We start from the raw sequence: 23992 nt of genomic DNA, 5'->3' as shown, positions 1-23992 counted from the left end.
GGACCAGTCAACCAGACACCGGGGAGCCGTTGAGGGCCACCGGCCCGTGGGACCACCGGGTGAGGACAGGGGCGAGGTCCTCGTCGACCGGCTCACGCTCCCGGTCGAGGGCGCTCACCGACAACCGGGTCCCGCGGTCGTCGACGTGGGTGAGCAGGCGCAGCCTCCCGACCTCCGGCGGGACGGCGTCCACGATGGCGATGAGGTCCGCATGTTGCTCCTCCCGGCCGTCCACGGGGTCGACGAGGGAGACATCCGCGATGCCGCACGCGTCGCGGGCCACGCGCACCCGGGGATCGCCGTCACCCGTCCAGCCGGTCTCCTCGCCGAGGGCGGCCATGAGGTCGACGGCGGCGTCCACCTCCCACGCCAGGTCGCAGTTCTGTGCCCCCGGTTCACGCCACCACACGTCGAGCTCCGGATCGCCCCGCAGACCAAATCGCAGGTGATGTCCCTCGGTGAGCGGGGAGGCGAGGACCGGGGACATCTCCTGCCATGCCGCCGCGTCATGCCCGTTTACCTCGGCGTCACGCCCGTCGACGGTTCCCCGCACCTGTAGACGGATGTCCCACCCCGAGGCGGGCGAGGCGGTGACCGTGTCTACGACACCGCCGATCTCCTCGACGGTGGTGTCCCCGAGCACGACGTCGAGGTCGACTCTGCCACTGTCGCCGTCCGCCGCCGTGATCTCCGAGGACACGGAGGCGTCCGGGTGCAGTTGCCGGGTGCGCTCGGCGATGGTCCGCCCGCCGTCCGGGTCGAAGGTGGCGGTCGGGACGGGGCGTTCATTCGCCTCCGTGATCTCCCGGTCGAGCTGGGCGAGGTTCCACCAGGCAACGGCGATCACCGCCAGAATGCTCACCACCACCGCGCCGAGCACGAGCAGCAGCCCGATGCCCACCTCCCGCCACCTCGTCATGGTGACCAGGATACGGCGGATCGGCACCGCGCATGTGTGTTCATCTGCCACAATGATGTGGTGACTGAGATGACACTGGAGTCCGTGACCGGTCTGCGTGATGCGCTGGCCGGCACCGAATTCTCCACAGACGAATCCGCCCGGGTGGAAGCCGGGGCGCTGGTCGCCCAGATCGACGACTACATCCTGCCGCGCCTGGCCAACATCGACGCCCCGCTCCTGGCCGTCGTGGGTGGCTCGACGGGCAGTGGCAAGTCGACGCTGGTCAACGCGATCGTGGGCCAGCAGGTGACCACCTCGGGTGTGATCCGGCCGACCACCCGGCAGCCGGTGCTGGTGGCTAACCCGGCGGACTCGGCGTGGTTCAACTCCACCCGGGTGCTGCCCGGCCTGGCGCGGGAGCAGGGTGAGGCGGGGGCGAATCCCTCGGCGACGTCCCTGCGCACCGTCGCCTCCGGGGCGGTGAGCCCGGGTCTGGCGCTGCTCGACGCCCCCGACTTCGACTCCATCGACGACCGCAACCGGGCGCTGGCCTCCCAGCTGCTGGCGGCGGCGGATCTGTGGGTGTTCGTCACCACCCCGGCGCGCTACGCGGACCAGATGGTGTGGAACTTCCTCAATGACGCCGCCGGCCGGGACATCGAGGTCATCGTCGTGCTCAATCGCGTCGACGAGGACGCCCTGGCCACCGTGCCGGATGACCTGCGCCGGATGATGGCGGAGGCCGGGCTCGGCGAGGCCACCCTGTACACGGTCCCTGACGCCGGCCAGGTGGAGACCCTGCTGCCGGACAACCTCGTCCAGCCGATCCGGGATCACCTGCACTCCCTGGCCGAGGACACCGCCGCCCGCCGCGCCATGGCCGGGAAGACCGTGCTCGGCGCGCTCACCAGCCTCGGCGACCGGGTGGACCGGCTCGCGGATCTGCGCCGCCGGCAGGAGGAGTTCGGCGGCCAGCTCACCGAGGTCATCGACGCAAACTACGAGCGCGCCCGCGAGCAGGTCATCGACGCCACGAGCGACGGCAACCTGCTCCGCCAGGAGGTGCTGCAGCGCTGGCAGGACTTCGTGGGCACCTCGGACGCGTTCCGCACCATCGAGCGCTGGTACTCCCTGGCCGTCGACCGGATCGGCAGTTTCTTCACCGGTCGGCCCGCCCCGGTCCGCGAGGTGGAGACGGAGATCGAGGCCGGCCTCCACGCCGTCGTCGTCGATGCCGCCGAGACCGCCGCCACCCGCACGTGGTCCCATCTCGGATCGGCCGCCCCGGAGCTGCGCGCCCAGTCGGATCCGGCGCTGGCGTCCGCGAGTCCGCACATCGAGGAGCGCGCCGCCGAGCTGGTCCGGCAGTGGCAGGCCGGGCTCGTGGAGACGATCCAGAACACCGCCGGTGACAAGCGGATGAAGGCCCGGATCATGTCCTTCGGGCTCAACGTCATCACCGTCGCGCTCATGCTCGTCGTCTTCGCCTCCACCGCGGGGCTGACCGGCGGCGAGATCGCCATCGCGGGCGGGTCCGCCGTGGTGGGCCAGAAGCTGCTGGAGACCATCTTCGGTGAGGACGCCGTCCGTCGCATGGCCCAGCAGGCGCGCGAGGACCTCGACGTCCGCATCGCCGAGCTCATGGCCACCGAACGGGCCCGGTTCCTCCCGGTCACCGACGAGCTGCTGCGCGGCACGACGTCCGCCGAGCTCATCGCCGCCGCCGAGACCGCGGAACGTGACGTCCGCGCCCAGGCGGGTGCCTGATGTTCGGACGCAAGCATTCCCTGTCCGAGCGCCTCTCCGCGCTTGACGACGCCGCCGCCCTCGGCGCCGAGTACCTCTCCCCCGCCGAACACGCCGCGCTCACGCGCGTCGCCGACGCCGCCGGCGAACGCCGTGAACTGTCCGCCGAGCACACCGTCGTCGGCTTCTTCGGCGCCACCGGATCGGGCAAGACCTCCCTGTTCAACGCCGTCGTCGGCGAGGATCTGGGCAGGACGGCCGCCCGCCGTCCGACCACCTCCTCCCCGCTGGCCGCGGTGTGGGACCCGGTGGGTTCCGAGGAGCTGCTCAACTGGCTCGAGGTGGAGGACCGCCGCAACCGCCCCGGGGAGTTCGCCCCGAAGGCCGGTCCACTCATCCTCCTCGACCTGCCGGACTTCGACTCGGTCGAGCCGGTGCACCGGGAGATCGCGACCCGGTTGGCCGGCCAGGTCGACGTCCTGGTGTGGGTCACCGACCCGGAGAAGTACGCCGACTCGATCATCCACGACCACTTCATCCGCCCCCACGCCTCGCACAGCGCGGTGACCCTGGCGGTGCTCAACAAGTCCGACAAGCTCAGCGAGCCCGACCGGAAGGCCGTCGCCGGTTCCCTCGAACAGCTGCTGCGCGAGGACGGCCTGAAGAAGGTCTCCGTTATCCCCACCTCCGCGAAGACCGGTGACGGCGTCGAGGACCTGCGCCGCGCCATCGCCCGGGTCGCCGCCGCCCACACCGCCCAGACCGCCCGCATCGAGGCCGACCTGGCCACCGTCACCGCCCCCTGGGCCGGGCAGAAGCCCCTCAAGGAGGTGCCCGCCTCCGCGAAACGCCGGATGGACGAGCTGCTTGCCGACGCCGCCGGCGCCGACCGCCTCGCCACCGTCACCGCCGCCGCCTACCGCAAACGCCTCGGCCAGAAGACCGGGTGGCTGCTCACCTCCTGGATGCTGCGCCTGCGCGCCGACCCGTTGCGACGCCTCGGCCTGCGCGAGGAGGCCGATGAGACCGGCGTCCACCGCTCCTCCCTCCCGGCGCTGGACGCCTCCGGGCGTGCGGTGGCCAACCGGGGTGTGCGGGGCTACGCCGCCGACGTCGCCGAGGGTCTGCCCGACCGGTGGGCCGGCGCGGTCGTCGACCGGACCGAGACCATCGTCGACGAGCTGCCCGAGGAACTCGACCGGGCCGCCGCCCGCACGACACTGCCCGCCCAGCCGTCAGGCGCCTGGGGCCTGTTCACCGTCATCCAGTGGCTCGCCCTGCTCGCGGCGTTGGTCGGTGTGGCCTGGTATCTGCTGGCCGCGTTCCTGCCCGGCGCGCTGTACCCGCTCATGGACGACATCATCCCCGAGATCGAGGGCTGGCCCATCCCTACCCTGCTCATCCTCGGCGGATTGTTGCTCGGCATCCTGCTGGGCCTGTTCACCGGGGTGTTCGGCCTGGCCATCGGCAACGGGGTGAAACGTCGCACCCGGCGTGCGCTACGGAAGGAGGTCGCGGAGATCTCCGCCGCCGAGGTGGTCGAGCCGCTCGCGGAGATCCGCTCCCGCTACGCCCGTTTCCTGGAGAAGATCCACGTCGCGGCAGGTCGCTGAGGGGCCTATTCGTAGCGCAGCGCCTCGATCGGGTCGAGGCGGGCCGCCTTGTTCGCCGGGTAGTAGCCGAAGAACAGGCCGATGGCCAGGGAGAAGACCAGGGCGACCAGGACTCCGCCGAGGGGCGGGAACACCAGGGCGCCCAGCAGCGTCGAGCCGATCATGCCGAAGGCACCACCGAGCACGATGCCGACGAGCCCGCCGATCAGACACACGATCATCGACTCCACCACGAACTGGGTTCGGATGTCACGCCGGGTGGCGCCCAACGCCTTGCGGACGCCGATCTCCCGGGTCCGTTCCGTGACGGTGATGAGCATGATGTTCATGACCCCGATGCCGCCGACGAGCAGCGAGATGCTGCCGATGGCGGAGAGCCCGATGCTCATCGACGAGAGCATGGTGGAGAACTGCTCGAGCTCCTTCTTCATGTCGGTGATCACCGCCCGGTAGTCGGGGTTGTCGGAGTACCACCGGTCGACGAACCTCTGCAGGTCCTGTCGGACCGATCCGGACGCGCTGTCGGCGGCGTCGACCCGGACGGTGACGCTGTCCCAGGTTCCGGTGCTCTCCGCGACCCGTTGTTCCACCGGGTAGGGGACGTAGAGCGTCGAGGGGGCCGGCCCGCCGGACATGATCCCCCCGCCGGTCTCGTCGGCGTAGACGCCGACGACCACGAGGGAGGTGAACCCCTGGTCCCCCTCGAACTCGATCTCCTGCCCGAGGGCGGAGCGGGCGTCCCCGCCGAAGAGTTCCGTGACCGCGGCCGGGGAGATGACCGCCACGGACCGGTCCCCCTGCACGTCGTCGTCGCTGAGTGCCCTGCCCTGGGCCAGGGTGATGTTCTTCAGGGTCAGATGGTCGGGGTTGACGCCTTTGAGAGTGGTGGCGTGGGTCCGGCCGCCTGCGGTCATGGTCCCCGAGACGTAGGAGGAGTCCCCCACCGACACATCCGTGATCCGGTCCCCGAAAGTCGCAGAGAGCTGGTCGATCATCTCCGCCGAGATGCGGTCGTCCGGATCTTTGATCACGTCCGCCACAGGAGGTCCCGCGGCCTCGCTCTCCGGGGTCCCGGGGTCGGGGCGGGCCTGGACCTGGACGGTGTAGTCGCTGGCGCCGGCCTGTTCCAGGCTCGCGGCGGTCTGGGACTTGAGGGACTGCCCCAGGGTGAGGATGGTGATCACGGAGGCGATGCCGATGATCACCCCCAGCAGGGTCAGCAGGGAGCGCATCGTGTTCGCGCGCAGGCTGGTCAGGGCCAGGCCGACGGATTCTCTCAGGCTCACGGTGCACTCCCGTCGATGACCCCGTCGACCATGGTGACCACGCGGGTGGTCTCGGCGGCCAGCTCCGGGTTGTGGGTGATGAAGACGATGGTCTTGCCGTGGTCCCGGTTGAGTTCGTGGAACAGGTCCATGACCATGCGCCCGGTGGCGGAGTCGAGGGCGCCGGTCGGTTCATCGGCCAGCAGCAGGTCCGGGTCGTTGGCCAGGGCGCGGGCGATGGCGACGCGCTGTTTCTGTCCGCCGGAGAGCTCGTTGGGCAGATGGTCCATGCGGTCGGCCATGCCGACCATCTCCAGCAGGTCCCGGGCCCGGGTGTGGCGTTCCCGGGCGGGCACCCCGGCGTACATCATGGGCATGGCGACGTTGCGGACGGCGTCGATACGCCCGATGAGGTTGAAGTTCTGGAAGATGAAGCCGATGTTGCGGCTGCGGTGGCGGGCCAGTTCGTCGTCGCCGACCGACAGGACGTCGGTGCCGTTGAAGGTGTACGTGCCCGCCGTGGGCCGGTCGAGCAGTCCGATGATGTTCATGAGCGTCGATTTGCCGGAGCCGGAGGTGCCCACCACGGACACGAACTCCCCCGCGTCGGTGTGGAAGTCGCAGCCGTGCAGCACCGTCAGCTCGGCGGGGGTTCCGGTGTTGTACCGCTTGACGACGCCGCGCATCTCAATCACGTGCGTCATCGACCGCCACGTCCTGTCCCTCGAACTCCTGGAACTCCGACGGCTGGGTGATCACCCGGTCGCCGTCCGCGAGCTCACCGTCGACGACGGCGACGTCGATGTCGTTGGCAGCGCCGAGGCGCACCTGGCGTCGCTGCACCTGATGCTCCCCGTCCTGCTCGGCGAGGACGAGGGCGTAAGAGACCCCGTTGTCCCCGAGGACCGCGTCACGGGTCACGGCCAGCACCCCGGTCTCCCGGTCGGTGATGATCCGGGCCTTGGCCGTACCACCGATCCGCAGGCCGTCGACGGGCCCGGTGATCTCGATCTCCACCGGGAACGTCGCCCTCCGGCTGCCGGGGTCCTTCGGCTGCTCCTCGCCGGCCGCCGGTCCCGGTGAGGCCACCGGGGAGACGAACCGCACGGTTCCCCGGTACTCACGATCCCCGGTGGTCGGGGTGGTGACGGTGACGGTGTCACCCACCGTGATCTGCGGGACGTCGATCTCCTTGACCTCGGTGCGGACGAGCAGCGCTCCCTCGTCCGCGACCGTGAGCAGCGTTCCTGCCGCCGGTTTTCCCTCCTCCGCCGCGACCGACGTGACGATCCCGCTCATCGGGGTCCTCACATCACGGGCGGCGATGTCGACCTGCAGCTGGCTGCTGCCCTGGGCAGAGGCCGACTGCGCCGCCTGGGCACTGCGGTAGGCCTGGTCGACGGCGCTGGCGTGGGTGGCCAGCTGCTGATTCGCCGCCAGCCGCGCCGCTTCGAGGGCGATGGCCGCCTCCTTCCGCGCCTCGAATGCCTGCCCACGGCACGCTGCTGGGCGGCCAGGTCCTGGTCCACCTTCTCCAGCGTCGCCTCATAGGACTGCTGACTCTGGGTGAGGGTCTGAGCGGCGCCGTGCAGGCGGTTGACGGAATCGGCCGTGCCGATCACCGCCCCTGCCGCCCCGGCGCCGTTCTCCGCCGCCGGCCCGGGCTGTCCAGCCTCCGGTTCGGATCCGGCGAGGGTGTCCACGGCGGTCACTCCGCTGCGCAGGGCCTCGAGGGCGGCGGAGACGACCTGGGTGCGGGAATTCTCCACGGCGGTACCCTGCTCCCTGATCTGCGCCTCGGATCCGGTGGCGCGTTCCCGGGTCTTCGCCTCAAAGGTCGCCTGCGCCTCGGTGTACTGCCCGTCGGCCGTCCGGAGGGCGGCTTCAGCGCTGATCACCTGCTGGTTGAGCCCCTGGTCGAGACCGTCCTTGTACTGCTGGTACTGCTGCTGTGCCTGCTCCAGCTGGGACACCGCACTGGCGTCCCCGGTCGCCTGCTGGGCGCGCTAGGTGTCCAGCTCACGCTCCTGAGCCGAGACGTCGATGGTGGCCAGGATCTGCTCCGCGTTGACATGGTCCCCCACCTTGACGTTCAGCCTGTCCACCGGTCCGCTGAGATGGGTAGAGAGGGTGACACTGCGTTGCGGGGCGACGGTACCGCTGACCATGACGCGGCTGACCACGTCGTCCCGGTTGACCACCCGGTAGTCGTCGGCGGATACCGTCGTCGCCGGCCCCGCCGGGGTGAGGAGGTATCCGGCGGCGACGAGCGCGGCCACGCCTCCGATCGCAGCCGGGATGAGGATCCTTCGCCTGCGGAATACGGGGGTCGCTGTCGCCTGTCTGTCGTCCATACGGCTGAAGCTACATAAGATTTCTCAGGCTAAGCCCCCAACTAACTGAACGAATACTGAGACGCTGCGGAATCAGATGACCCCTCACCCACCGGGTGAGGGGTACCGGGAGACGACGGTCGCTACATGAACAGCCCCGCCGCCTTCACCGCGGTCTGGAACAGACCGAAGGCGAGGCTCGCTCCGATGAACAGGGCGAGAATCATGGACACCGTGGCATGGACGCCGCCGGAGTTGCCGCCGGTCTTCCCGGCCTCCTTGGCCTCCGCCTCCGCGTCGAGGACGGCCTGCCGGTCCGCCTCGATCTTCGCCTCGACGATCGCTGGGTCCACGAAGTTCTTCTCGGCCACCGGGCGGATGAGGAAGTTGGCGATGAAACCGACGGCCAGCACACCCGCCATGATGTAGAGGCTGAGCTGGTAGAGATCCTGCCCCTCGAGACCACGGGAGGCCTGTGACTCGACGACCATGTTGACGATGAGCGGACCAGCGATACCGGCCGCCGACCAAGCGGTGAGCAGCCGACCATGGATCGCACCGACCTGGTAGACACCGAACATGTCACGCAGGTACGCCGGGATGGTGGCGAAGCCGCCACCGTAGAACGACAGGATGACCAGCGCCGCGAGAACGAAGACGACCATCGACGAGGCACCGAGGGTGGCGATCGTCAGATACATGAGCAGGCCCACACCCAGGTAGATCATGTAGATGTTCTTGCGGCCGATCCAGTCGGACACCGTCGACCAGACGAAGCGGCCACCCATGTTGGTCAGCGACAGCAGACCGACGAAGCCGGCCGCCGCACCCGCCGCGATGTGCGGGAAGTAGTCGCTGATCATCGGGGCGGCATTCTCCAGGATGCCGATACCGGCGGTGACGTTGGTGAACAGGACCACCCACAGCAGCCAGAACTGCGGCGTCCGGATCGCCCGGTCGGCGGAGACGCTGCCCTTGGTCTGCATGAGCTTGTCCACGGCCTTCGTGTGGTCGTACCCTTCGGCCGCCAGTCCGGGTGCGGCAACCGGATGGCGTAGGCACCGAGGGCGATGACGACCAGGTAGAGAATGGCGAGGGTGAGGAACGTCTGCGGCAGACCGTTGGCCAGCTCGGACGTCTCGGAACCCCCGCCGAAGAAGGCCATGAGCGAGTTGGAGGCGGGGCTGGCGATGAGCGCACCGCCACCGAAGCCCATGATGGCGAGGCCCGTGGCCAGGCCCGGGCGGTCCGGGAACCACTTCATCAGTGTGGACACGGGCGAGATGTAGCCGATGCCCAGTCCGATACCGCCGATGAGGCCGTAGCCGACATAGACCAGCCACAGCTGGCCGGTGTAGATGCCCAGGGTGGCCACGAAGAAACCCACCACCCAGAAGGCGCCGGAGGTGGCCATGGAGACTCGGGGACCCACCCGCTCCACCCAGGTGCCGGCGATGGCGGAGGACAGGCCGAGCATGCCGATGGCGAGCGAGAAGATCCAGCCGACGGCGACCTCTCGGACGTCGAAATGATCCATGAGGGGGAGCTTGAACACACTGAAGGCGTAGACCTGTCCGATGGACAGGTGGATCGCCAGCGCTGCCGGTGGGATCAGCCACCGGTTGAATTCCTTGGGAGCGATGATGGCGCTCCGAGACATGAAGGACATGGACATCCTAGGGGTTGAGGGGACGGGGGATGTGGTTCACGTCATATTACTAGGACATTGTCAGGTTCACATGAGGTTCGGGAATCACCGCGGCCCCGCACACAACCTCGGGGGTTGTGGCGGGGCCGGGGACGCTGGGCGTCGTTAAGAGAGCTCCTACTTGGCCTTCTCCACGATCTCCAGGAGTCGGTAGTGCTTGTCCTTGGACAGCGGACGGGTCTCCTCGATGCGGACGCGGTCGCCGACGCCGGCTTCCCCGTTCTCATCGTGGGCCTTGACCTTGGAGTTGGAGCGGATGGTCTTGCCGTAGAGAGCGTGCTGCTTACGGTCCTCCAGCTCGACCACGATGGTCTTCTGCATCTTGTCAGAAACCACGTAGCCGGTGCGGACCTTGCGGGCGCCCTTCTCCTTCTTGTCGTTCACAGTTGCCTCACTCATGATTAAGCCTCAGCTCCCGGGACGACGGACAGGCCCAGCTCACGCTCGCGGATAACGGTGTAGATGCGGGCGATGTCGCGCTTGACCGTGCGAAGGCGGCGGTTGTTGGTCAGCTGACCGGTGGCGAGCTGGAAGCGCAGGTTGAACAGCTCTTCCTTGGCCTCGGTCAGGCGAGTCTCGAGCTCAGCGGCGTCGAGCTCGCGGTACTCGAAAGCAGGGGTACCGGTTGCCATTAGAACTGGTCCTCCTTCTTGATGATGCGGACCTTGCAGGGCAGCTTCTGGCCGGCGCGGCGCAGAGCCTCGAGGGCGGTGGCCTCGTCGGGGTAGCTCATCTCGAAGAGAACGCGACCCGGCTTGACGTTGGCGACCCACTTCTCGACCGGGCCCTTACCGGAACCCATACGCACGCCGAGCGGCTTCTGGGTCAGCGGACGATCCGGGAAGATGTTGATCCACACCTTGCCACCACGCTTGACGTGGCGGTTGATGGCGATACGTGCGGACTCGATCTGACGGTTGGTGATGTAGGCCGGCTCGAGAGCCTGGATGCCGTAGTCACCGAAGGTGATGCGGTTGCCGCCCTTGGACACGCCCGAGCGGTGCGGACGGTGCTGGCGACGGTACTTCACGCGCTTGGGGATAAGCATTCTTAGCCCTCCTGCTTCTGCTCGGCGCGCTGGCGACGGGCACCGCCACGGCGCGGACGACCGCCACGCTCGTTGCGGTCACCGCGGCCACGGCGCTCGGCCGGGGCGTTGATCTCGGACTCGCGACGACCGCCGACGACGTCACCCTTGTAGATCCACACCTTGACGCCGATGCGTCCGAAGGTGGTGTGGGCCTCGTGGGTGCCGTAGTCGATCTCGGCGCGCAGGGTGTGCAGCGGAACGCGACCCTCGTGGTAGCGCTCGGTGCGGGACATCTCGGCACCGCCGAGACGACCGGAGCACACGACCTTGATGCCCTTGACCTGCGGCTGGCGCATGGCGGACTGGATGGCCTTACGCATGGCGCGACGGAACGCGACACGGTTGACCAGCTGCTCGGCGATGGACTGAGCCACCAGAGCTGCGTTGGCGTCGATGTTCTTGACCTCGAGGATGTTGAGGGCGACCATCTTGCCGGTGAGCTTCTCCAGCTCGCGGCGGATGCGGTCGGCCTCAGCACCGCGGCGACCGATCACGATGCCCGGGCGGGCGGTGTGAATGTCGACGCGGACGCGGTCACGGGTGCGCTCGATGACGACGTCGGCGATGCCGGCGCGATCCAGGCCCTTGGACAGGAACTCACGGATCTTGATGTCCTCGGCGAGGTAATCGGCGTACTGCTTCTCGGCGTACCAGTGGGACTTCCAGTCGGAAGTGATGCCCAGCCGGAGGCCGTGAGGATGAATCTTCTGGCCCACTACTTGGCCCCTTCCTTCTGGCTCTCAACCACAACGGTGATGTGGCTGGAACGCTTACGGATCTGGAAAGCACGGCCCTGTGCGCGCGGCTGGAAACGACGCATGGTCGGACCCTCGTTGGCGAAAGCCTCGGAGATGACCAGGGTGCGCGGATCCAGGCCGAAGTTGTTCTCTGCGTTGGCGGCCGCGGATGCGACGACCTTGGCCACCGGCTTCGCGGCGTCCTGCGGAGCGTACTTCAGGATGGCGAGGGCCTCGGCGACGGACTTGCCGCGGACCAGGTCAAGGACGCGGCGAGCCTTCATCGGGGAGGTGCGGACGTACTTGGCCGTCGCGCGTGCGGAGGTGATGGTGTCACTCATCGCTATCGACGTCCCTTCTTGTCGTCCTTGACGTGACCCTTGAAGGTCTTGGTGGGTGCGAACTCACCGAGCTTGTGGCCGACCATGGAGTCGTCCACGAACACCGGCACGTGCTTGCGGCCGTCGTGGACGGCGAAGGTGTGACCGATGAAGTCTGGGAGAATGGTGGAACGGCGGGACCAGGTCTTGATGACCTGCTTGGTGCCCTTGTCGTTCTGAGCGTCCACCTTGTTGAGGAGGTGCTCGTCGACGAACGGGCCCTTCTTCAGGCTGCGTGGCATATCGTTTACCTCCTCTTAGCGCTTCTTGTTGGACCGGCGGCGACGCACGATCATGTTGTTCGAGTAACGGTTCGGGTTGCGGGTGCGGCCTTCCTTCTGGCCCCACGGCGACACCGGGTGGCGACCACCCGAGGTCTTGCCCTCGCCGCCACCGTGCGGGTGGTCGACCGGGTTCATGACGACACCACGGACGGAAGGGCGAACGCCCTTCCAGCGCATACGGCCGGCCTTGCCCCAACGGATGTTGATCTGGTCGGCGTTGCCGACCTCACCGACGGTCGCGCGGCAACGGATGTCCACGCGGCGGATCTCGGTGGAGGGCATACGCAGGACCGCGTAGGTGCCTTCCTTACCGAGCAGCTGGATGGACGAACCGGCGGAACGGGCGAGCTTGGCGCCGGCGCCCGGCTTCAGCTCCACGTTATGGATGGTGGTACCGGTCGGGATGTTGCGCAGCGGCAGGTTGTTGCCCACCTTGATGTCGGCGTTGGCGCCGGACTCGACGATGGTGCCCTGCTTCAGGCCCTTCGGGGCGAGGATGTAACGCTTCTCGCCGTCGTAGTAGTGGAGCAGCGCGATGTTGGCGGTCCGGTTCGGGTCGTACTCGATGTGAGCGACCTTGGCCAGGATGCCGTCCTTGTCGTTGCGACGGAAGTCGATGACGCGGTAGCGACGCTTGTGTCCGCCACCCTTGTGACGGGTGGTGATGTGACCGTGGGTGTTACGGCCACCGGTCTTGTGGATCGGGCGCAGCAGAGACTTCTCCGGGGTCGAACGAGTGATCTCGTCGAACATGGAGACGGAGCTCTGGCGGCGACCCGGGGTTGTCGGCTTGTACTTACGAATAGCCATAATGTGTCCTTTTCTCTCGACGCCTTAGGCGGCGGAGCCGCCGAAGATGTCGATGGAGTCGCTGCCCTCACGGAGGGTCACGTAGGCGCGCTTGGTCGACTTGCGCTGACCGTAACCGGTGCGGGTGCGCTTGCGCTTGCCCTCACGGTTGGCGGTGTTGACGGAAGCGACCTTGACGCCGAAGATCTCCTCGACGGCGATCTTGATCTGGGTCTTGTTGGAAGCCGGGTCGACGAGGAACGTGTACACGTTCTGCTCCATCAGGCCGTAGGACTTCTCGGAGACCACCGGGGCGATGATGATGTCGCGCGGGTTTGCGATCTTGGCCATTAGTTCTCCTCCTGGTCCGCAACCTTGTTGCGGTTGATGAAGGCATGCAGGGCCTCAACGGAGAACACGACATCGTCGGCGTGAAGCACGTCGTAGGTGTTCAGCTGACCGGCGTCCAGGATGTGGACACCCGGCAGGTTGTTGGCGCTGCGACGGGCGTTGAGGTCCTCGCGGCCGACGACGAACAGGATGTTGCGTCGGTCGGTGAGACGCTCGAAGAAGGCGCGGGCCGACTTGGTCGACGGGGTCTGACCCGGAACCAGCTCGGTGATCACGTGGATGCGATCAGCCTGGGCACGGTTGGTCAGGGCACCGCAGAGAGCGGCGGCCTTCATCTTCTTGGGGGTGCGCTGGGAGTAGTCGCGCGGCTTCGGGCCGTGCGAGATACCACCACCGGTGAAGTGCGGAGCACGGATCGAGCCCTGGCGGGCGCGGCCGGTGCCCTTCTGGCGGAACGGCTTGCGGCCGCCGCCACGCACCTCGGCGCGGGTCTTGGTGGAGTGGGTGCCCTGGCGGGCGCCGGCGAGCTGTGCGTTGACCACCTGGTGCATCAGAGCGATGGACACCTCGCGGTCAAAGATCTCGGCCGGGAGCTCCACCTGGCCGTCGGTCTTGCCCTCGGCGGTGTGGACGTCGAGCTTCAGATTGGTCATGCGTGTGCACCGCCCTTCACTGCGGTCTTAACGGTGACGATGCCGCCGCGCGCACCCGGGATCGCACCCTTGATGAGCAGCAGGTTGGCATCAGCGTCAATCTTCTGAACCTTGAGGTTCTGGGTGGTGACGCGGTCATTACCCATGCGGCCAGCCATACGCTTGCCCTTGAAGATGCGGCCCGGGGTCGCGGCGGCGCCGATGCCACCCACGCGACGGTGGGCGGCCTGGTTACCGTGAGCGGCACCCTGGCCGGCGAAGCCGTGGCGCTTCATGCCGCCGGCGAAGCCCTTGCCCTTGGAGGTACCGGTGACGTCGACGTAGGTGATGCCCTCGAAGATGTCCACGGTGAAGTCCTGACCGACCTCGTAGCCGGAGACATCGTCCATGCGAATCTCAGCCACGTGGCGGCGGGGGGTAACGCCGGCCTTCTTGAAGTGACCTGCGGCAGGCTTGTTGGCCTTACGCGGGTCGATGTCGCCGAAGGCGATCTGGATGGCGGTGTAGCCATCGGTGTCCTTGGTGCGAATCTGGGTGACCACGCACGGCCCGGCCTCGACGACGGTCACCGGGATAACACGGTTGTCCTCGTCGAAGACCTGGGTCATACCGAGCTTGGTGCCCAGGATTCCCTTGATCTCGTTTTCACTCATTATTTATTCTCCGGTGCCAAGTATTTCGTCGATCACTGAATGTTCACGTCGACGCTGGCCGGAAGATCGATGCGCATGAGGGCATCAACCGTCTTCGGCGTCGGGTCGAGGATGTCGATCAGGCGCTTGTGAGTGCGCATCTCGAAGTGCTCGCGAGAATCCTTGTACTTGTGGGGAGAACGAATAACGGCGTACACGTTCTTCTCGGTGGGCAACGGCACCGGGCCGACGACGCGGGCACCCGTACGGGTGACGGTCTCGACGATCTTCTTCGCGGATGCGTCGATCGCCTCGTGGTCGTAGGCCTTAAGCCGAATGCGGATCTTCTGTCCGGCCACGCTTATCCTCTTCCTCGCTAGTCCCACATCACATTTTAGGAGCGGTGGGAATTCGCTTCTCGATTTCTCTATAACGTTGTCCGGGCTCGGGGCCAGGGCGCAACGCCAGTTCCTGATTGCCATGACTGGCCGGGAGGGTTCCAGGGCGTGGGCAAACCACAGCTTTCTGGAAGTGCTCCTGACGGGGTACAAGACCCGTGCATCAAGATCGGAAGGGATCAGTTATCTCGCGATAAGCGTGGACCCTTGCGTACTGCCGCTGTTTATTTGCCATGCCCCTTCTCCGGTCCCCGGGCTCGGGTGTGTCGACCTGAAAGCGGTGACCTTGACCCGATTGCGGAGCCTTCCCAGCCAGTCGGTCAGGACTGTCTGACGAAGGTGTCATGTTCGCCTCACCAGCAGCGATGGGTTTCCGACCTGCGCCGGAAGCACCGCTGTGTTAAAGCAACCCATGTATTAAAGCACGTCAGCCCCGCGAAACACAATCCGCCTACTATAGGGATCACGAAGCACACGTCACTGTTGGAGGAGTCACATCATGTCGGATCAGCACCAGGACATTTCCACCCCCGAGGCCGACCACCCGTCGGAGCAGCGGACCGCCACGACGACGACCACCTCGCGGGGTGTCACCCGCATCGAGGACGTCGTCGTGGGCAAGATCGCCGGCCTCGCCGCCCGGGAGGTCTCCGGCGTCCACGCCCTCGGCGGCGGCGCGTCCCGCATGGTCGGCGCCATCCGGGAGTCCTTCGCCGGGTCCGCCTCGAACGTCATGCAGGGGGTGACGGTGGAGGTCGGTGAGCGGCAGGCCGCGGTCGACGTGTCCATCGTCGCCGAGTACGGGGTGGCCATCCATGAGCTCGCGGAGGCTATCCGCCGCAACATCATCACCGCCATCGAGCGGATGACCGGCCTCGAGGTCACCGAGGTCAACGTCACCGTCCATGACGTCCACCTCGATTTCGGCGGCGACGACGAGGACACCGCCCCGGCCGCCCCGCTCGAGCACACGCCGCGCGTGCAGTAGTCATGTCCGACCCGATCCCCCGCGACGTCGCCGACACCCTGGCGGCGGACCTGTGCCGCCTGCCCGGGGTCGCCGACCTGCATCCGGGCCAGTTCGGCGAGGTCGCCCTGCTCTATCCCCGGCACCGCGTCGCAGGTCTCCGGCTGGTCGGCGACCGGGTGGAGGTCCACCTCGTCGTGGACCTGTCCGCTCGACGTCCGCTCACCGAGCTTGCCGACGCCGCCCGGGACCTCACCACTGCATCCCTCACCGCCACCGCCGCGGCGGGGCTGCCCGTTGACGTCCATCTCGCCGACGCCACCTCCGCAAGGGAGTCAGCATGAAGCACACCCGCACCGGCATCCTCCTCGGCCTGGCCCTGGCCTTCGCCGTTATCCTCGGCGGCTGGACCGGCCTCGTCTACGCCCTGGTGTTCAGCATCGTCGGCGGCGTCATCGGGGCGCATCTCGACGGCCGGGTCGACCTGGGTCGGGGAGGTCGCGGCTAGATGAGGATCTCCGACCGCGCCGTCGCGCGCATCGTCGCCGCCGCGGCCGCCTCCGTCCCCGGCACCACCGAGCTGGGCCGCAGCCTGGAACGCATCGCGGGCCGCACCTACCCGCGTTTCGACGTCCTCGTGGACGACACCGCACGCACCTGCAGCGTCGAGGCCTACATCGCCGTCACGTGGCCCTCCCCCGTCACCGACGTCGCCGAGGCCGTCCGCGCGACGATCAGCACGTGGGTCCGGGAGTACACCGGACTGACGGTCACCACCGTCAACGTGGTCACCGGCCCGGTGGTCGCCGCGCCCCGCGTCACCACCGTCGCCCCCACCCGCCCGACCCTGCGACCGGTCACCGTCGCTCCGCTGCGCGTCACCCACCCGGTCGCCCCTCCGGGTGAGCCCCTGCGCCCCGTCACCGTGGCGCCGCCGGTGGCGTTGCGGCCGGTGACGGTCACCCCGACGAGGAGGTCCCGTGTCCGCTGAACCCCGGGCCACCCCCGTCGCCCGCTACGTCGCCGTCCTCATCGGGGCCGCCCTCCTCTCTCTGGCCGTGGTGTGCGGCCGCGAGCTGTGGCTGCGTAACGCCGAGGCCTCCGACTGGGAGAGTTGGGTGCATCCCGTCGTCATGACGGTGGGCGACGCCACCTTCCAACCGTGGATGCTGCCGGCGGCCGTCGTGGCCGTCCTCGTCGCCCTGGTCCTGGTGTGGATCTCCGTGCGCCCCCGGACGCGCACCCATAGACGGGTCGCCTCCTCCGCTGGCGTGTGGATGCGCCCGGTCGACATCGCCCGGATGCTCACCGCCACCGCCCGCACGGTGCCCGGGGTCTCCTCCGCCCACAGCCAGGTGACGGGCGCGTCGGCGACGGTCACCGTCGCCACACATTCCGGCCGCGATGACGTGGCCGAGTCCGTCCCGGCGTCCCTCGCCCCGCTCATCGACGAGCTCGGGCTCGACCTCACCCTGCGGGTGAACACCGGGGAGGTGTCCCGGTGAAGAAGCGCACCGCCACCCTCGACCGCGTCATGGTGTTCCTCCTCGGTCTCCTGCTCCTGCTCGGCGGGATCTGGACCATCGGCCTCTACCTCGACGTCCCCGCCGCCCAGCGCCTGGCCGACTTCATCGACTTCCCCGCCTGGCGGACAGCACAGCAGGAGCGCTGGTTCGACGCGCTGCTCGCCGGGATCCTCGCGGTGTCGGCGCTCATCGGAGTGTGGCTCATCTCGGTCAATCTGCGCCGCTACCGGATCGGCCGGATGTCCTCCCCCGCGTCGGGTCCTGACGGCTACATCGACATCAACCTGGCGATGCTCGCCGAGGGGGTCGCCGCGGAGATCGGCCGACACCCGCGGGTGGACACCGTCCAGCACCAGGTGCGCGAGATGTGGGGGCGCCCGACGATGACGTGGACGGTCCGGGCCCGGCCGGGGGTCGATGTCCCCGCGTTACGCCCCGTCCTCGAGGACGCCGAACGGGACGTCCGGGCCGCCGTGCCCGGCATCGACGTGGACACCGTCTACCGCATCCACCTCTACCCCGTCGAGGCCTGATCCTCCACGACGAGGATCGACTCGACCACCCCGAGCTCCCTGATTCCGGCGCCGGCCGGGCGGCGGATGCGCAACACCGCACCGGGCCGGCACTCCACCAGGGCATCCCACGTCGCGTCCTCGGTCGACAGTTCCCGGCGCCCCGCCACCACGACGTGGAGGCGGTGGCCGACGAGGACCAGCGCGTCGTCGGCCAGCCGCACGAGGTACATCCGGTCCCCCAGTCCCGCCCGCCCTAACCCGCTGAGGTCGTCGACGTACTCGACGGGGTCCCCGTCGATCAGGGTGATGGAGCTGATGACGCCGAGGCGGTGGTCGATGCCGTCGGCGTCGGCGATGACCAGCGGCGCCCCCACCGCGGCCGGCCGGAGCCGCGAGTACTCCCACGCCACCGGCTGGAGGCCGGTGCTGCGGACGATGACCCGCCACGGGTCGACGGTGACGCGGTGGGCGGGGGATTCGGTGAGGAGGAGGAAACGGGCGGTGACGCGGTCATCGATACGCGGGAGTGTCCCGGGGCGGGTCCGTTCCATCGCCGCCAGCGCGGCCAGCAGGTCCTCGTCGGTCGAGCCCCACCCGATGCCGCGGTTGGCCAGCACGCCGAACAGGGTGGGCAGCGACAGGTCGGGCTGGCCCTCCCACGCGCGGCGCACCGCCTCGAGGACACCGGGGATGCGGGTGGGATCGATCACGGTACCGGTACCGGCTCCGCCGGGTCGTTGCCCAGGGCGACGATCCGGTTGTCGGCGTCGACGTGGACGATCTGCGGCCGGTACACCCGGGCCTCCTCGAGGGTGGCCTGCAGGTAGGAGATGAGGATGACCACGTCTCCCGGGTGGATGAGGTGGGCGGCGGCGCCGTTGATGCAGATCTGGCGGGACCCGCGGTCGCCGGTGATGACGTAGGTCTCCAGGCGGGCGCCGTTGGTGACGTCGACGACGGCGACCTTCTCGCCCTCGATGAGGCCGGCGGCGTCGAGAAGGTCGGCGTCGACCGTGATGGAGCCGACATAGTGGAGGTCAGCCTGCGTGACGGTGGCGCGGTGGATCTTGGCGCCGAGAATGGTGCGGAGCATTGCCATAAGATACCAAACACACGACAAAGGCCCGGAGGACAATTCCTCCGGGCCTTCTCGGCAGATCAGCAGGTGATTACTTGATGATCTTGGTGACGCGGCCAGCGCCGACGGTGCGGGAGCCCTCGCGGATAGCGAAGCGCAGGCCCTCGTCCATGGCGACCGGCTGGATCAGGGTGACGGACATGTCGACGTTGTCGCCCGGCATGACCATCTCGGTGCCCTCCGGCAGCTTCACGACACCGGTGACGTCGGTGGTGCGGAAGTAGAACTGCGGACGGTAGTTGTCGAAGAACGGGGTGTGGCGGCCGCCCTCATCCTTGGACAGGACGTAGACGGAACCCTCGAACTCGGTGTGCGGGGTGTAGGCGCCCGGCTTGATGATGACCTGGCCGCGCTCGACGTCCTCGCGCTTGATGCCGCGGAGCAGCAGACCACAGTTGTCGCCGGCCTCGGTGTAGTCGAGGAGCTTACGGAACATCTCGATACCGGTGACGGTGGTGGTGGTGGACTTGTCCTTGATGCCGATGATCTCGACATCCTCGTTGGCGTTGAGGGAGCCACGCTCGACACGGCCGGTGACGACGGTGCCACGACCGGTGATGGTGAAGATGTCCTCGATCGGCATCAGGAACGGCTTGTCGGTCTCGCGCTCCGGATCCGGGATGGAGTCATCGCAGGCCTGCATGAGCTCGAGGATCTGCTTGGTCCACTTCTCGTCACCCTCGAGAGCCTTGAGAGCGGAGATGTGGACGATCGGGGCGTCCTCGTCGTAGTCCTGCTCGGCCAGCAGCTCGCGGACCTCCATCTCGACGAGCTCGATGATCTCTTCGTCGTCGACCATGTCGCACTTGTTCAGGGCGACGAGGATGTAGGGGACGCCGACCTGGCGGGCCAGGAGGACGTGCTCACGGGTCTGCGGCATCGGGCCGTCGGTGGCGGCGACCACGAGGATGGCACCGTCCATCTGAGCGGCGCCGGTGATCATGTTCTTGATGTAGTCGGCGTGGCCCGGAGCGTCGACGTGCGCGTAGTGGCGCTTCTCGGTCTGGTACTCAACGTGGGAGATGTTGATCGTGATGCCACGCTCCTTCTCCTCCGGCGCCTTGTCGATGGCGTCGAAGGCGAAGGCCTCGTTGAGCTCCGGGTACGCGTCAGCCAGAACCTTGGTGATGGCGGCGGTGGTGGTGGTCTTGCCGTGGTCAACGTGACCGATGGTGCCGATGTTGACGTGGGGCTTCGTACGCTCAAACTTCGCCTTTGCCACTGTGTGTCCTCCTGGACTTCATGGTGGCTACGACCTTCGCAGCCACGTTGGTTGACAGTCACCATTCGGCGCGACACTCATTCGGTGCCGGACGCAATGGTGATTTAACAATGTGCCAGTTACACGATCCTAGGTTTCTGCCGTCACTTTTTCAAACCGTGACCGGCTGATCCGTGGATCATACGGAGAGGGTAACGGCCGGCTCAACGTCCACCCGCATCGGGTGGGCATTCAGCACGACCGCTACCCCGCCGTTGGCGGGGACCGTGACCGCTTCTCGACGCCGGCACGGGGCGTCGTCAGCTGTCAGGTCACGGTCCCCGACGAGGGGCTAGTTGCCCGTGCGCTCGGAGATGATGGACTCAGACACGGAGGAGGGGACCTCGGCGTAGGAGTCGAAGATCATCGTGTAGTTCGCACGGCCCTGGGTCTTGGAACGCAGGTCGCCGACGTAGCCGAACATCTCGGACAGCGGGACCTTGGCCTTGACGACCTTGGCGCCGGAACGGTCATCCATGGCGTTGACCTGGCCACGACGGGAGTTGATGTCGCCGATGACCTCACCCATGTACTCCTCGGGCGTGGTGACCTCGACGGCCATCATCGGCTCGAGCAGGACCGGCTTCGCCTTGGCGACAGCCTCCTTCAGCGCCTGGGAACCGGCGACCTTGAAGGCCATTTCCGAGGAGTCGACCTCGTGGTACTGACCGTCAAGCAGGGTGGCCTTGATGTTGACCAGCGGGAAGCCCGCCAGGTAGCCGTACTGCATGGCGTCCTGGATGCCGGCGTCGACGGACGGGATGTACTCGCGCGGGACGCGGCCACCGGTGACGGCGTTGTCGAACTTGTACAGTGCCGACTCGCCCTCCTCCAGCTCATCCTCGGCCGGAGCGTAGGGCTCCAGGGAGATGATGACCTTCGCGAACTGGCCGGAACCACCGGTCTGCTTCTTGTGGGTGTACTCGAGCTTCTCCACGGGCTTGCGGATGGTCTCGCGGTACGCGACCTGCGGGGCACCGACGTTGGCCTCGACCTTGTACTCGCGCTTCATGCGGTCGACGAGGACGTCGAGGTGGAGCTCACCCATGCCGCCGATGACGGTCTGGCCGGACTCCTCGTCGAGCTCGACGGTGAAGGTCGGGTCCTCCTCGGAGAGCTTCTGGATGGCGACACCCAGCTTCTCCTGGTCGGACTTGGTCTTCGGCTCGATGGAGACCTTGATCACCGGGTCCGGGAAGTCCATGGACTCGAGGATGATCGGTGCGTCGGTGGCGCAGAGGGTGTCACCGGTGGTGGTGTCCTTCAGGCCGATGAACGCGTAGATGTTGCCGGCGAGGGCCTCCTCGACCGGGTTCTCCTTGTTGGCGTGCATCTGGAACAGCTTGCCGATGCGCTCCTTCTTGCCCTTGGTCGTGTTGGTGACGGAGTCACCCGGCTCAACGCGGCCGGAGTACACGCGGACGAAGGTCAGCTTGCCGAAGAACGGGTGCGCGGCGATCTTGAAGGCCAGCGCGGAGAACGGCTCGGAGATGGAGGGCTTACGGGTGATGACCTCGTTCTCGTCGCCCACGGCATGGCCCTCGACCTCGCCGACGTCCAGCGGGTTCGGCAGGTACGCGACAGCGGCGTCGAGCAGCGGCTGGACACCCTTGTTGCGGTAGGCGGTGCCACAGAAGACCGGGTAGATCTCGGAGGCGACGACCATCTTGCGGATCGCGCCCTGGATCTCCTCCTTCGTCAGCTCCTCGCCGCCGAAGTACTTCTCCATGAGCTCTTCGTCGGACTCGGCGACGGTCTCGAGCAGCTTCTCGCGGTACTCCTCGGCCTTCTCCTGCAGGTCGGCCGGGATCTCCTCGACGGTGGCGTCGGTACCGATCTCGGTCTTGCCGCGCCAGGTCAGGGCCTTCATGTCGATGAGGTCCACGACGCCGTCGAAGTCATCCTCAGCGCCGATCGGCAGCTGCATGACCAGCGGCTTGGCGCCGAGACGGTCGACGATGGTGCCGACGGTGTAGTAGAAGTCAGCGCCGAGCTTGTCCATCTTGTTGACGAAGCAGATACGCGGAACGTCGTACTTGGTGGCCTGACGCCACACCTGCTCCGACTGCGGCTCCACGCCCTCCTTGCCGTCGAAGACGGCGATGGCGCCGTCGAGGACACGCAGGGAACGCTCGACCTCGACGGTGAAGTCGACGTGACCCGGGGTGTCGATGATGTTGATCTGGTTGTTCTTCCAGAAACAGGTGACGGCGGCGGAGGTGATCGTGATGCCACGCTCCTTCTCCTGCTCCATCCAGTCAGTGGTGGATGCGCCGTCGTGGGTCTCGCCGACCTTACGGTTGATACCGGTGTAGAAGAGGATGCGCTCGGTCGTGGTGGTCTTACCGGCATCGATGTGGGCCATGATGCCGATGTTGCGGACCTTGTTCAGGTCCTTAAGCACTTCTTGTGCCACGTTCTTACCCCAACTTGTAGATCTCGACGCCCTTGGCCGGTGACCAATAAAACGCCGTCGGTGGATAGTTCTCGTTCAATAGTGCCATTGTTCGGCCGTACAGGCAGAGCCTACGGCAGACAACGACGTTCAGACACCGATGGCCCAGGCGACGATCGCCGCACCGCCACCGGATCCCGCAGTGGTGCGGGAGGGGCGGCGTCGATAAGCGATGGTCGCGTGGGCCATGAGTGAAATTCGTGCTACCAGCGGTAGTGAGCGAAGGCGCGGTTGGCCTCAGCCATCTTGTGGGTGTCCTCACGACGCTTCACGGAAGCACCGAGACCGTTGGACGCATCCAGGATCTCGTTGGCCAGACGCTCGACCATCGTGTTCTCACGACGCTGACGGGTGAAGGTGACCAGCCACCGCAGAGCCAGGGTGTTGGAACGGCCCGGACGGACCTCCACCGGCACCTGGTAGGTGGCGCCACCGACACGACGGGAACGGACCTCCAGGTCCGGGCGGATGTTGCCCAGAGCCTTCTCCAGGGTGCCGACCGGATCAGTACCGGTCTTCTCGCGGCAGGTCTCAAGAGCACCGTAGACGATGCGCTCGGCGGTGGACTTCTTGCCGTCCAGCAGAACCTTGTTCACGAGCTGGGTGACGACCTCGGAGCTGTATACCGGGTCCTTGACGACGGGGCGCTTCGGAGCTGCATTCTTACGCATCGGTTACTTCTCCTTCTTGGCGCCGTAGCGGGAACGGGCCTGCTTGCGGTCCTTGACACCCTGGGTGTCGAGGGTGCCGCGGACGATCTTGTAACGGACACCCGGAAGGTCCTTCACACGGCCGCCGCGCACGAGCACCATCGAGTGCTCCTGCAGGTTGTGGCCCTCGCCCGGAATGTAGGCGGAGACCTCGATACCGGTGGTCAGGCGCACACGGGCGACCTTACGCAGAGCGGAGTTCGGCTTCTTCGGAGTGGTGGTGTACACACGGGTGCACACGCCACGACGCTGAGGGGAACCCTTCAGAGCGGCAGTCGACACCTTCGACGCCTTGTCGTGGCGGCCCTTGCGGACCAGCTGCTGAATAGTAGGCATGAACCGTCTTTCGTTGTTGATCGGTATGTCCGGCCGGACATGACCGACCAGGAAAACTTGGGGGAGAATCTTCCTCGCCTGACCCTCAGACGAACGGTCCCGGACGACAAGTCCTGAAACGTGCGAAACCCAGTCAGCCGCTCTCGCTGGCCTACCGGGAGGAACCTCAGGCTCCCACAGTCAAGACGTGGGACTGCGGGAAAC

General features: G+C 67.2%; 33 protein-coding genes. 8 read left to right on the top strand and 25 right to left on the bottom strand.

Going from position 1 to position 23992, the window contains the following annotated elements; translation table 11 throughout:
* Positions 1–7: 7 nt before the first annotated feature.
* Positions 8–919, bottom strand: a complete 912-nt coding sequence (locus tag QP029_RS05980; protein WP_284875895.1) for a hypothetical protein — start codon at positions 917–919, stop codon at positions 8–10.
* A 69-nt stretch (positions 920–988) separates the two neighbouring features.
* Between QP029_RS05980 and QP029_RS05975 the strand changes: the two genes are divergently transcribed.
* Positions 989–2668: a dynamin family protein gene (locus QP029_RS05975; protein ID WP_349293724.1), complete on the top strand. Its 1680-nt coding sequence runs from the start codon at positions 989–991 to the stop codon at positions 2666–2668.
* A complete protein-coding gene (locus tag QP029_RS05970; RefSeq protein ID WP_284875893.1) occupies positions 2668–4260 on the top strand; it encodes a GTPase in 1593 nt (530 codons plus the stop codon). The genes QP029_RS05975 and QP029_RS05970 overlap by 1 nt, the downstream gene beginning before the upstream one ends.
* Before the next feature lie 5 nt (positions 4261–4265).
* On the opposite strand, the gene QP029_RS05965 is transcribed toward QP029_RS05970, so the two are convergent.
* From QP029_RS05965 to rpsJ, 18 genes are all read right to left on the bottom strand, one after another.
* Entirely contained in the window at positions 4266–5546 is a 1281-nt protein-coding gene (locus QP029_RS05965; RefSeq protein ID WP_284875892.1) for an ABC transporter permease, read from the bottom strand.
* Positions 5543–6229, bottom strand: a complete 687-nt coding sequence (locus QP029_RS05960) for an ABC transporter ATP-binding protein (RefSeq protein WP_284875891.1) — start codon at positions 6227–6229, stop codon at positions 5543–5545. The genes QP029_RS05965 and QP029_RS05960 overlap by 4 nt, the downstream gene beginning before the upstream one ends.
* Positions 6213–6824 (bottom strand): efflux RND transporter periplasmic adaptor subunit, encoded by a 612-nt coding sequence (locus QP029_RS05955; protein ID WP_489886009.1) that lies wholly within the window; start codon positions 6822–6824, stop codon positions 6213–6215. The genes QP029_RS05960 and QP029_RS05955 overlap by 17 nt, the downstream gene beginning before the upstream one ends.
* Before the next feature lie 8 nt (positions 6825–6832).
* A complete protein-coding gene (locus QP029_RS05950; protein WP_284875890.1) occupies positions 6833–7498 on the bottom strand; it encodes a hypothetical protein in 666 nt (221 codons plus the stop codon).
* 33 nt (positions 7499–7531) lie between these two features.
* The gene (locus tag QP029_RS05945; protein ID WP_284875889.1) at positions 7532–7879 is read right to left on the bottom strand and encodes an efflux RND transporter periplasmic adaptor subunit; all 348 of its coding nucleotides are present in this window, start codon (positions 7877–7879) and stop codon (positions 7532–7534) included.
* A 122-nt stretch (positions 7880–8001) separates the two neighbouring features.
* Complete coding sequence (locus tag QP029_RS05940) at positions 8002–8778, bottom strand: MFS transporter (protein ID WP_284876168.1); 777 nt, start codon at positions 8776–8778, stop codon at positions 8002–8004.
* On the bottom strand, positions 8718–9518 hold the full coding sequence (locus tag QP029_RS05935) for an MFS transporter (RefSeq protein WP_284875888.1): 801 nt from the start codon (positions 9516–9518) through the stop codon (positions 8718–8720). The genes QP029_RS05940 and QP029_RS05935 overlap by 61 nt, the downstream gene beginning before the upstream one ends.
* A gap of 165 nt (positions 9519–9683) precedes the next feature.
* Entirely contained in the window at positions 9684–9965 is a 282-nt protein-coding gene (gene rpsQ / locus QP029_RS05930; RefSeq protein WP_284875887.1) for a 30S ribosomal protein S17, read from the bottom strand.
* A gap of 2 nt (positions 9966–9967) precedes the next feature.
* The gene (gene rpmC / locus QP029_RS05925; protein WP_284875886.1) at positions 9968–10198 is read right to left on the bottom strand and encodes a 50S ribosomal protein L29; all 231 of its coding nucleotides are present in this window, start codon (positions 10196–10198) and stop codon (positions 9968–9970) included.
* Positions 10198–10614 carry a 50S ribosomal protein L16 gene (gene rplP / locus QP029_RS05920; RefSeq protein WP_284875885.1) on the bottom strand — a complete coding sequence of 139 codons (417 nt, stop codon included), beginning with the start codon at positions 10612–10614 and terminating at the stop codon, positions 10198–10200. Before rplP ends, rpmC begins: the two co-directional genes overlap by 1 nt.
* A 2-nt stretch (positions 10615–10616) precedes the next feature.
* Positions 10617–11372: a 30S ribosomal protein S3 gene (rpsC, locus tag QP029_RS05915; RefSeq protein ID WP_284875884.1), complete on the bottom strand. Its 756-nt coding sequence runs from the start codon at positions 11370–11372 to the stop codon at positions 10617–10619.
* Positions 11372–11734: a 50S ribosomal protein L22 gene (gene rplV, locus QP029_RS05910; protein WP_284875883.1), complete on the bottom strand. Its 363-nt coding sequence runs from the start codon at positions 11732–11734 to the stop codon at positions 11372–11374. Before rplV ends, rpsC begins: the two co-directional genes overlap by 1 nt.
* 2 nt (positions 11735–11736) lie before the next feature.
* Positions 11737–12015, bottom strand: coding sequence for a 30S ribosomal protein S19 (rpsS, locus tag QP029_RS05905; RefSeq protein WP_284875882.1), 279 nt, complete (start codon positions 12013–12015; stop codon positions 11737–11739).
* A 15-nt stretch (positions 12016–12030) separates the two neighbouring features.
* Positions 12031–12867 carry a 50S ribosomal protein L2 gene (gene rplB / locus QP029_RS05900; protein ID WP_284875881.1) on the bottom strand — a complete coding sequence of 279 codons (837 nt, stop codon included), beginning with the start codon at positions 12865–12867 and terminating at the stop codon, positions 12031–12033.
* A 24-nt stretch (positions 12868–12891) separates the two neighbouring features.
* Positions 12892–13197, bottom strand: a complete 306-nt coding sequence (gene rplW, locus QP029_RS05895; RefSeq protein ID WP_284875880.1) for a 50S ribosomal protein L23 — start codon at positions 13195–13197, stop codon at positions 12892–12894.
* Positions 13197–13850, bottom strand: a complete 654-nt coding sequence (rplD, locus tag QP029_RS05890; RefSeq protein WP_284875879.1) for a 50S ribosomal protein L4 — start codon at positions 13848–13850, stop codon at positions 13197–13199. Before rplD ends, rplW begins: the two co-directional genes overlap by 1 nt.
* Positions 13847–14503, bottom strand: a complete 657-nt coding sequence (rplC, locus tag QP029_RS05885; RefSeq protein ID WP_284875878.1) for a 50S ribosomal protein L3 — start codon at positions 14501–14503, stop codon at positions 13847–13849. The genes rplD and rplC overlap by 4 nt, the downstream gene beginning before the upstream one ends.
* A 32-nt stretch (positions 14504–14535) precedes the next feature.
* Positions 14536–14841, bottom strand: coding sequence for a 30S ribosomal protein S10 (rpsJ, locus tag QP029_RS05880; protein ID WP_003848085.1), 306 nt, complete (start codon positions 14839–14841; stop codon positions 14536–14538).
* Positions 14842–15379: 538 nt separating this feature from the next.
* On the opposite strand from rpsJ, the gene QP029_RS05875 reads away from it, so the two are divergent.
* From QP029_RS05875 to QP029_RS05850, 6 genes are read left to right on the top strand one after another with little or no spacing between them, the layout of a single operon-like run.
* A complete protein-coding gene (locus QP029_RS05875; protein WP_284875877.1) occupies positions 15380–15868 on the top strand; it encodes an Asp23/Gls24 family envelope stress response protein in 489 nt (162 codons plus the stop codon).
* A 2-nt stretch (positions 15869–15870) separates the two neighbouring features.
* A complete protein-coding gene (locus QP029_RS05870; protein WP_284875876.1) occupies positions 15871–16191 on the top strand; it encodes a hypothetical protein in 321 nt (106 codons plus the stop codon).
* On the top strand, positions 16188–16355 hold the full coding sequence (locus QP029_RS05865) for a hypothetical protein (RefSeq protein WP_284875875.1): 168 nt from the start codon (positions 16188–16190) through the stop codon (positions 16353–16355). Before QP029_RS05870 ends, QP029_RS05865 begins: the two co-directional genes overlap by 4 nt.
* Positions 16356–16838 (top strand): Asp23/Gls24 family envelope stress response protein, encoded by a 483-nt coding sequence (locus tag QP029_RS05860; RefSeq protein ID WP_284875874.1) that lies wholly within the window; start codon positions 16356–16358, stop codon positions 16836–16838. It begins immediately after the preceding gene.
* Positions 16828–17352 (top strand): DUF6286 domain-containing protein, encoded by a 525-nt coding sequence (locus QP029_RS05855; protein ID WP_284875873.1) that lies wholly within the window; start codon positions 16828–16830, stop codon positions 17350–17352. The genes QP029_RS05860 and QP029_RS05855 overlap by 11 nt, the downstream gene beginning before the upstream one ends.
* Positions 17349–17906 carry a hypothetical protein gene (locus QP029_RS05850; protein WP_284875872.1) on the top strand — a complete coding sequence of 186 codons (558 nt, stop codon included), beginning with the start codon at positions 17349–17351 and terminating at the stop codon, positions 17904–17906. The genes QP029_RS05855 and QP029_RS05850 overlap by 4 nt, the downstream gene beginning before the upstream one ends.
* On the opposite strand, the gene QP029_RS05845 is transcribed toward QP029_RS05850, so the two are convergent.
* From QP029_RS05845 to rpsL, 6 genes are all read right to left on the bottom strand, one after another.
* Complete coding sequence (locus tag QP029_RS05845; RefSeq protein WP_284875871.1) at positions 17888–18598, bottom strand: hypothetical protein; 711 nt, start codon at positions 18596–18598, stop codon at positions 17888–17890. The genes QP029_RS05850 and QP029_RS05845 overlap by 19 nt on opposite strands.
* Positions 18595–18981 carry an aspartate 1-decarboxylase gene (gene panD / locus QP029_RS05840; RefSeq protein ID WP_284875870.1) on the bottom strand — a complete coding sequence of 129 codons (387 nt, stop codon included), beginning with the start codon at positions 18979–18981 and terminating at the stop codon, positions 18595–18597. The genes QP029_RS05845 and panD overlap by 4 nt, the downstream gene beginning before the upstream one ends.
* A 76-nt stretch (positions 18982–19057) precedes the next feature.
* Entirely contained in the window at positions 19058–20248 is a 1191-nt protein-coding gene (gene tuf / locus QP029_RS05835) for an elongation factor Tu (RefSeq protein WP_284875869.1), read from the bottom strand.
* Between the two features lie 331 nt (positions 20249–20579).
* A complete protein-coding gene (gene fusA / locus QP029_RS05830; RefSeq protein WP_284875868.1) occupies positions 20580–22703 on the bottom strand; it encodes an elongation factor G in 2124 nt (707 codons plus the stop codon).
* Positions 22704–22945: 242 nt separating this feature from the next.
* Complete coding sequence (rpsG, locus tag QP029_RS05825) at positions 22946–23413, bottom strand: 30S ribosomal protein S7 (protein WP_284875867.1); 468 nt, start codon at positions 23411–23413, stop codon at positions 22946–22948.
* A gap of 3 nt (positions 23414–23416) precedes the next feature.
* Positions 23417–23788, bottom strand: coding sequence for a 30S ribosomal protein S12 (gene rpsL, locus QP029_RS05820; protein WP_284875866.1), 372 nt, complete (start codon positions 23786–23788; stop codon positions 23417–23419).
* Positions 23789–23992: the final 204 nt, after the last annotated feature.

Origin of the sequence: Corynebacterium suedekumii (assembly GCF_030252185.1) — a bacterium.
Lineage (GTDB): Bacteria > Actinomycetota > Actinomycetes > Mycobacteriales > Mycobacteriaceae > Corynebacterium > Corynebacterium suedekumii.
This window is presented reverse-complemented; position numbering and strand designations above follow the sequence as displayed.